The following is a 9,440-nucleotide window of genomic DNA, read 5'->3' as shown; positions in this document are numbered from 1 at the left end:
TTCTATGGTGAGAGATGGTGTCATGTGGGATCCTAAAATGGTTTAAAATTAGGAATTGACACCATAGTCACTTGTTAGCTATTTACGACTTGATAGCCTGATGTTTTAGCTTTTGATAAATAATATAAGCTAATAATTAAACCTACTACAAAACCAACTATATGACCCAGTTTAGGAAAGCCAGAATAAATTATATCTAAAGCCATTGCAGGAACAATACAAAAAATTAAAGCTAACTTTAACCATATAGATTTATTTAGCCCTTTAACCATTAATAATAAGCCACAAGCGGTTAAACCCAATACAGCTTGTGAAGCTCCTGTTCCAACATTATAAGGCGCAGGGATAAATATAATACTCGCTAAAGTACCAACAACTCCCGAAACAAAAAATAGTAAGGTAAGGTTCTTTCCGCCTAGTTGTTTCTCAGTAAAGTAACCAATGAAAAACAATGAGATTGCATTAAATAGCATATGAATAGGTTTAACATGAACAAATTGAGAAGAAAATAAACGCCAGAGTTCTAAGTTCCCTAATTGTTGAAATGTAACGCCACCATATTCTCGTAACTCTAAAATTTTAACTTTACTAAATATAGAGCCATGAACTTCATAAGCTACAAAAGATGAAATGCATAATACCAATATACAAAGTATTAATGTAAAGATAGGAAAATAGAATTTCACGCCGAATCATCCTTAATAGCTAACATCTTTATCAAAGGACACTTTCCCTATTTTAGCGCGAAAACGTCCTTATTTTGTGAACTTATATTAATAGCAAATAGTGTAAGTTATTACCAGCTATAAATATTATGCTTGCTGTAGGTTATTTCGCTATGTAAAAAAGGGAAAGTTTCCTCTTATTCTTACTAAGTTAATAACGACTCACCTGAATGACCGCTTATAGCTCTAAGCCGACTAATGGATACATGCAATTTGCAGATACTCAATACTTTAAAAACCTTCGCTATATTACCAAGCTGAAAAGTAACTCCAACAGCACACTATTTTGCCATTATAGGGGCTTGTTATTCTGTTTTTAAGACCATACTTTTGATTGGGTAAGTATTACTAGCACAAATAGTATCTCAGTGATCCCGCCAATTACAAAATTGGCATTTAATACAATACGCAAAAATACTCTAAGGCAGCATAATTGCACTAATATTAGTTACAAATCGTTACTCGAATACACACTTAAAATAGGGAACTTATAATCGGCAAACGATACAGTTACCGATTGTGTTTCGTTGCCTTTAAAACCGAGTTTAAATTCCATTGGCATGAATCGGCTGCCGTCAGCAAAAAGCGCAAGTAAGTGCTCCTCGCCTAATTCGCGATTGCCCGACGATAAGTTAGTTAGCGTTATAACAGCCCAGCGTTCACCCTCTTCATTGCTCATTAATACATAATTAACGATTTTAAAATCCCCTTTTTTAGGGGTTATGTTGCTATCGTTTGCAAACGATAAGTGCATGCTATTTGGTACTGCACGGTCAACATTTAGCGCTTTAATAGAGTCGGCTTGGGTTGCCCACGAAAGCACCAATAAAATAATCACTAAGACTTTATTCACTGTTAGTTCCTTTTTATTACCAAGTAACATACCTAGTAAATTACATAACAATAACTGTTTAAATTATATTCGCATTCCATACCTATTATGTAAACAAACAATCATCGTTATTTACCCAGCGCTTTGGCTGCGCCACTACAGACTAAGCGCTCATTCAGTGTGCTTGCGCTACTTTGGGGTAATAACGAGTGATAAGAGTAAATAATTCAAAGCTAACTTAAAGTAAAAAGCGCGATTAAACAGGAGTATAAACGTATGGCAAGCACACATAAAAACTCAACAATGAATTTATCTGATCCCAGTAATAGCATTCAAGTAAGAGGGGCACGCGTTCACAACTTGAAAAATGTAGACGTTGATTTACCTCGTAACGCATTGGTTGTTTTTACAGGAATATCGGGCTCTGGAAAGTCGTCGCTTGCGTTTGGAACGCTGTTTGCTGAGTCGCAGCACCGTTACCTTGATTCAGTATCGCCGTACGCCCGAAGGTTGATAGATCAAGTTGATGAGCCCGATGTTGATTCTATTGAAGGGCTGCCGCCTGCCGTTGCTTTGCAGCAGCAACGCGGCGCACCGTCGGTTCGTTCATCCGTTGGCAGCATAACAACTATTTCTAACGCGCTACGCATGCTTTACTCACGCGCAGGCGAATACCCCAAGAGGCAAGGTATACTTTACGCCGATGCGTTTTCGCCGAATACGCCACAAGGTGCGTGCCCAGAATGCTCAGGAATAGGCCGAGTGTTTGAAGTAACCGAAAAGCTACTTGTGCCAGACGATACAAAAACTATTCGCCAGCGCGCCATTGAAGCGTGGCCACCAGCATGGCAAGGTAAAAACCTAAGCCGTATACTTACCTCGCTTGGTTATGACATAGACACGCCTTGGAATAAGCTTTCTAAAAAAGCGCGCGATTGGATTTTATTTACCGACGAAACACCTACTGTGCCGGTATACCCAGATTACACCTATGAGCAAACACAAAATGCGATAAAAAATAACGAAGATCCAAGCTACATGGGAACGTTTTCAAGCGCTAAACGCTTTGTTTTACAGTCTTTTGCTACTACCCAAAGCCCGCGTACAAAAAAGCGCGTATCGCAGTTTATGCAAATATCGCAGTGCCCTACTTGCCAAGGTAAAAAATTAAAACAAGCATCGTTAAGTGTTAAATTTGCAGGGCTTGATATTGGCGAGCTATCTCAACTTACATTAAACGAGCTTGCTAAAAAACTAAGTAATGCCGCCAATACCAAAATAAATAAAAATACAAAAAATCCAGAGCAAGCCATTGTTACGCAGCGCATTGCCAGCGATATTCTTACCCGTATTGAAGCACTAACCATGCTTGGTTTAGGGTACTTGTCGCTTGAGCGCACAACGCCAACGCTCTCACCCGGAGAACTACAACGATTGCGACTTGCCACACAAATTCGCTCTAAATTATTTGGGGTGGTTTACGTGCTAGATGAACCTTCAGCGGGTTTACACCCTGCCGACACACAAGCACTTTTAAAAGCGCTCGACGAGTTAATAGCGGCTGGCAATTCTGTATTTGTTGTTGAACACGATCTTAGCGTTGTTAAACATGCCGATTGGATTGTTGATGTAGGCCCTGATGCAGGAGTGCATGGTGGCGACATTATTTACAGCGGCCCTGTTGAAGGGTTAAGCAAAGTAAAAAATTCGCACACTGCCCGCCACCTTTTTGCTAAAGACGCCAGTCAAAAATCTACTCAAAATAGCGCTCAAAAAAAGGAGCAAAGGCAGCCAAAAGCGTGGTTAAAATTGGCTGATATTGAGCGTAACAACCTTAAAAAACTCAATGCAGAATTTCCACTAGGTGTTATGACAACCGTTACTGGTGTTTCGGGCTCTGGTAAATCAAGCTTAGTAAGCCAAGCGTTAGTAGAGCTTGTTTACGAAGCGCTAGGGCAAAAAGTAGTAACACAAGCGCCAACCGACGAAGCCGACTTACTCGAACAGGAGCTGCAAACACACACCAGCGGAAAAATCATTGAAGGTATAAATAATATAAGCCGCCTAATTACCGTAAATCAAAAAGCGATTGGCCGTACCCCTCGTTCAAACTTAGCTACCTACACGGGTTTGTTTGATCACGTGCGTAAACTATTTGCTTCAACACAGAAAGCAAAAGAGCGCCGTTACGATGCTGGTCGCTTTTCGTTTAATGTTGCTAAAGGTCGCTGTAAAAACTGTGAAGGCGTTGGCTTTGTGAGTATAGAGCTACTGTTTTTACCTAGTGTTTATTCACCTTGCCAAGTGTGTCATGGCAAACGTTATAACGAGCAAACACTTGAGGTTACATATCGCGATAAAAACATCAGCGAGATCCTCAATTTAACGGTTGAATCGGCGCATACCTTTTTTGAAAATGAACCTGCAATACTGCGAGCACTCGATGCACTTATGCAAGTTGGTCTTGGGTATTTACGTTTAGGGCAACCTGCCACTGAGCTTTCGGGCGGTGAAGCGCAGCGTATTAAATTAGCAACCGAGCTGCAACGTGCGCAGCGCGGTAACACCCTTTATATTCTTGATGAGCCAACCACAGGTCTGCATCCATCGGATGTATCAATGTTAATGGCGCAGTTAAATAAATTAGTTGATGCTGGCAATACCGTCATTATGGTTGAACACGATATGCAAGTAGCCCGCAATAGTGACTGGGTTATAGATGTAGGACCCGGTGCTGGCGAAGAAGGCGGCTTAATTGTAGCGCAAGGGAAACCTACAAAGGTAGCTCAATCTAAAATAAGCCGAACAGCACCTTTTTTGAATGGCGCAATTTAGAGAGCAGGTGAACACTAAATAACAAAAAAGAGCCAATGGCTCTTTTTTGTTTTTAGCTTTTTAGCTTTTTAGCTTTTTAAAAAGCGTTCTATTTTAGGTTTTACCGTAACCGACATTATCAGCATTATAGTTAAACCTATTGGTAATGCAGCTAATAAACCTTCAGCCCATCCAGTTAAAAATAAACGCATATCCGCATAGCCAATATTATTAGTAGCGGTAACAAACGCCATCACCGACTCCATGATCAGCGCCATAAAAACACTAATCACTAAATTACGTTTAAGCTCACTGCTATTAGGTAATAACTGGGCAACTAGCGTATGTATTAAGGTCATCATTACAAAACCAACAGGCACCATTACAAGTACTGCACTTATAAATGAAGTAAACCAGTCTGCATAAAAATGCTCTGTAACACCCACATTCATATAAGTCATAATGCCAGTTAGAGTACCGCCAATTAAGGTAATAATACTAACCATAACCAGTATTTTATAAATTACAAGTGTTTTTTTAGGCTCAACCATTACTGGATTTGCTGATACGGATGTACTCATTTTTGGGCATGCCTCACACGTTAAATAGATGATAAAGTCAACTATAGCAAATTAATTGATAATATCAACCTTTTAGTTTTAAATGCTTTGGATCGGGAGTACGTAGCTTTTTTACCAATGGGTGGTTCAATATTTTTAGTTGAGTTAATACCAATTGTGCGACTTCGCGTGCACCAAGCTGATTTAAATGCGTATCATCTGTTACCCCAAATGGGTAGTTAGGGAGTAAATTTGCACCAATGTGCATAAAACGAAGTGCAGAACCTTTATCACCCAAAGATTGAAAATAAGCCGTGGTTACCTTTTCCATATCTATAAAATCAACACCTGTTTCTTGTGCAACCTGACGGACTTTATCAGCGTATATAGGGTGTGTCTCTTTTAAAGTACCCATTTTGTTAAAGTAACGACGCGTAATTGGAGTGAGTAAAATAGCATGTGCTTTTTTAGCATTAATATCATTAATGAAATGAGTAAGATTATCTGCAAACTGATCCGGTGAGGTATACCTATCTATTTTTTTCTTGGATTCATCATTGTGGCCAAACTGAATAAACACGTAGTCACCAACTTGAATATTATCTATTATTTTTTTCCATAGCCCTTCGGTTTTGAATGTACGCGTGCTGCGACCATTTTTAGCTAAGTTGACCACCGAAACTGATTCATTAAAAAAAATGCTGAATGGCATACCCCACCCTGTTTCAGGATAGTCTTTAACATCTTTAATAGACATGGTTGAATCCCCAGCCATATATATATGTGTTGTACCTTGTTTACTCATTGCAAAAAAACTACTTAATATTAGTATTGAGCCTACTATTTTTTTTATCATTATTATCTCCTGCTTACGAAATAAGCTATAACGCTTGGCTAATTGACTGATTTAATTCAAAGGCTTTTATTAAAAATAACACAACTGCCACCGGTGGCAAATAAAATAATATATAGTCAATATATTATTCAGTTGTGTTTAGAGAGTGTTGAACTTTTTGGATTGATATTTGTTCAACTTAGGGGCGATCAAATCGCTTTGCTCGGTTTTTTGCCTAGTGGGCTAAGTAAAAACCGAGCAAAGCTTCCGCATCCGCCTTGTCTAAACGGCTGCAAATTTAACCTCGAAAGATAAACAAACCCTAGTCTATCTCAGATAATTAAATGTTAAATTATGTGAACCAAGTATTAATTTTATTGTTTTTATTATTTGACAGTCGCTATTTTTAGGTATAGTTTTCATCGCGCGCCACCGGTAGCAATTTATATCGTTCATTCATTGGCATTTTAAATTAAATTACTTAAACATATATTTTTCAGTCATTTATGTTAAATATAGCAAACACATGGCAAAACACCGACACGGCCATGTAATTTATAACAATAAAACACAACTGGGATCGCAATGGCAGCAATTACACACAACTTTAAACTAAACACACTCATGACCTATCTTATTTTAGGTGGCGTAATTACTAGCAATGCTTTTGCAGCTGAGCAATCACAGCAAAAGGCCAGTGACGACAGCGATGACATAGAAATCATTCAAGTAAAAGGTTATCGCGGTAGCATTAACGCAGCTCTTATGGCAAAACGTGAAGCTGTTGGCACACGCGAAACCATTATTGCAGAAGACATTGGTAAATTCCCCGATTTAAATGTAGCAGACTCTCTTGCTCGTGTACCCGGAATTTCAATTGAAGAAGATGCCGGCGAAGGTCGTCAAATCACGATTCGTGGTTTAGGTTCTCGCTTTGTTAAAACAACTATTAACGGTATGGAATCAGCATCTGCTGGTGCTGCAACAGATGCTGCTGGCGGTTCAAATACTTCTCGTGCATTTGATTATAATGTATTTGCATCTGAGCTTTTTACTCAAATTGATGTCGATAAAACAGTTTCTGCCGAAATGGAAGATGGCGGTATTTCAGGTAATGTTAATTTACAAACGGCGCGTCCATTTCAGTATGATGGTTTTAAAGGTTCTTACAACGTAAACGCCCGCTACAACGACATTTCTGAGGATGTATCCCCTCGCATTTCATTTATGCTGAGCAATAACTGGGATAACAAATTTGGAGTGTTAGCATCGGTTGCTTACAGCGATGGAACAGTACAAAGCGAAGGATCATCAAGTGTGCGCTGGACCGTCAATAACCCAAAATACCAAGATGATGGTTTACCTGTAACGCAAGGCGGCACTAACTATTTAACGGCTTCGCCTAAAACACTATTACAAGAAAATGGTAACTATACTGATGATAATTTAGATGGCTTATATTTACCGCGTATCCCTCGCTATTCTATTTTTTCTAAGCAGCAAAAACGTTTAGGTGCAACGGTTGCTTTTCAATACGCTCCCACCGACAACCTGTCTATGAATTTAGACATATTACATGCAGCCCTTGATACAACAATGGATGAATATCAATACTCTGTATTGTTACGTGACCAAAAAGACATTGTTCCAGAAAACATCCATATAGATGATAACAATACAATTGTAGCGGGAGCCTATTCTAATGCAATTATTCGCTCTGAAGCTCGTCAAGATAAGGCTGAGTCTGACTTTGACCAAATAAGTTTTTCTGGTGATTGGTATATTAACGATCGCCTCCAAATGAACTTTTTAGTTGGTATGGGTAAATCTGATTTAGACGTTCCTTACTCTAGAACATTTGCACTCGATAGCGCAGGTTCGACTGTTGCTTATAGTTACGATAGTAATATTGACCCTTTGGAATTAATAAATAATCCAGGTGGAGTAGCAATAAACAGTGGTGAGTTAAATTCGACCATGCCTTCATTTGCATTTGCTGCTGGCCAAGCCCCTGGCGCCACATTTACACGTACCGATTTAGAAAATTCAATGGTAGATGGTAACAACTACGCCGCAGCTCTAACACGTAACCGCGCTCAAACAATTGAGAGTGAAAATAGTACAGCTAAAATCGATTTTAGCTACGAGATAAATGACCAATACACAGTTAAATTTGGTGTAGGTCAACGTTCGTTTGAAACAGAGCAGCATGATTATCGATCTTCGTGGAAAGACCTTAATATAGAAACAAATAAAACCAGTGGAAAAAGTGCTGAAACACGCGTTATGGATTTAGATAATTCACAAATAAATGGCTTATTATTTTCAACTACGTTAGATAAACAAGGTGTCAAATTTGGTAATGATGCTTCAGTACCTGCCACATCTACACTAAACGATGGCACATGGTTAACGCCTGATTACAATGCAATGATGGCTGCATTTTCAGGTCGTGATTTTTTCGAAGCTAAAGAAGAATATAAACGCACATATTATATTAAAGAAGAAGTAACAACAGCGTATGCTCAACTTAACTTTAGGCACGACATTTTTGATAATGAACTGCGCGGTAATATAGGTTTACGTTATGTTGATAATAAAAATACCAGTCGCATCGTTAATTTAGACCACATCTATAAAGATGGTTACACAGCAGGTCGCGGCGACGGTGCAAATTTTGATAACGGCTACAGTTGGCGCGAATCAGTAAGTAAAGGTGACGAATGGTTGCCATCGTTAAATATTGCTTACGATATCACTGAAGATCTAGTTGGTCGCTTTAGTTATTCACATGCGATAACTCGCCCTAAATTGTCTGATTTACGCTCATCGATTAGTGTTAATGTCCCTGATGAAAACGATCCTACAGCATCAATTAAACGTGGCGCGGGGCCCTCTTTACAACCCTACAAATCGAAACAATATGATGTAGGCCTAGAATGGTATTTTGCAGAAGAGTCGCTTATTGCAACTTCATTATTTTATAAAGATATTACTGGCTTAACTAAGGACAGTAGTGATGAGGTATTAACGCAAGATGAGTTGGATCGACTCGGGATTGATATTGGTGATATGGATCCAAGTACTATAACTTGGCAAGTATCTCAACTCGTTAATACGGATGCCGAGGGTATGTGGGGGGCTGAATTTATCTATCAGCAACCTTTTACATTTTTACCTGCACCATTTAATAATTTAGGTCTGCAATCAAACTATACCTACATTGATTATTCTCGCGATGTTGAAGACCCTTTTTATGGTACTGAGCTAAATTTGGTAGAAGAAGAAACGTCCAAAAATTCGTACAACATTACACTTTATTATGAAGAAGAAAGCTGGTCGGCACGTTTTTCTTATAACTACCGCAGTGGGTATAACAAACAGTACCTCAATGAATATAAGGATGAATCTACTTTTGTACGTGGTTATGATGCAAAAGCTAAACTTAACTTTTCTGCTCGCTATGAGTTGAGCGAATCGATGAGTGTGTCGTTTGAAGCAGTTAATTTAACGGACGAAAAACAAGAACAATGGAATGATATTTATACCCAGCGTCCTTATGAGAGCTTATCCTCTGGTCGTCAATTTTTAGTAGGCTTGCGCGGATCATTCTAACAATGATCTTACCTAAAATAGCCGGTAACTTTGTTACCGGTTATTTTATATCAAAAAGC

6 protein-coding genes are annotated in these 9,440 nt (G+C 38.8%); 2 read left to right on the top strand and 4 right to left on the bottom strand.

Annotated elements, in window-relative coordinates:
• Positions 1–74: 74 nt before the first annotated feature.
• On the bottom strand, positions 75–686 hold the full coding sequence (locus tag NRL14_RS13610; protein WP_149605182.1) for a rhomboid family intramembrane serine protease: 612 nt from the start codon (positions 684–686) through the stop codon (positions 75–77).
• Positions 687–1,173: 487 nt separating this feature from the next.
• Positions 1,174–1,578, bottom strand: coding sequence for a hypothetical protein (locus NRL14_RS13605; protein WP_306724889.1), 405 nt, complete (start codon positions 1,576–1,578; stop codon positions 1,174–1,176).
• Between the two features lie 255 nt (positions 1,579–1,833).
• Between NRL14_RS13605 and uvrA the strand changes: the two genes are divergently transcribed.
• Positions 1,834–4,392: an excinuclease ABC subunit UvrA gene (uvrA, locus tag NRL14_RS13600; protein WP_306724888.1), complete on the top strand. Its 2,559-nt coding sequence runs from the start codon at positions 1,834–1,836 to the stop codon at positions 4,390–4,392.
• A 68-nt stretch (positions 4,393–4,460) separates the two neighbouring features.
• On the opposite strand, the gene NRL14_RS13595 is transcribed toward uvrA, so the two are convergent.
• Complete coding sequence (locus NRL14_RS13595) at positions 4,461–4,952, bottom strand: DUF2798 domain-containing protein (protein WP_306724887.1); 492 nt, start codon at positions 4,950–4,952, stop codon at positions 4,461–4,463.
• Between the two features lie 64 nt (positions 4,953–5,016).
• Positions 5,017–5,787, bottom strand: a complete 771-nt coding sequence (locus NRL14_RS13590) for a rhamnogalacturonan acetylesterase (protein ID WP_306724886.1) — start codon at positions 5,785–5,787, stop codon at positions 5,017–5,019.
• A gap of 564 nt (positions 5,788–6,351) precedes the next feature.
• Between NRL14_RS13590 and NRL14_RS13585 the strand changes: the two genes are divergently transcribed.
• Positions 6,352–9,381 carry a TonB-dependent receptor gene (locus NRL14_RS13585; protein WP_306724885.1) on the top strand — a complete coding sequence of 1,010 codons (3,030 nt, stop codon included), beginning with the start codon at positions 6,352–6,354 and terminating at the stop codon, positions 9,379–9,381.
• Positions 9,382–9,440 lie beyond the last annotated feature (59 nt).

This window comes from Pseudoalteromonas sp. 20-92 (assembly GCF_030847595.1).
Taxonomy (GTDB): domain Bacteria; phylum Pseudomonadota; class Gammaproteobacteria; order Enterobacterales; family Alteromonadaceae; genus Pseudoalteromonas; species Pseudoalteromonas fuliginea.
This window is presented reverse-complemented; position numbering and strand designations above follow the sequence as displayed.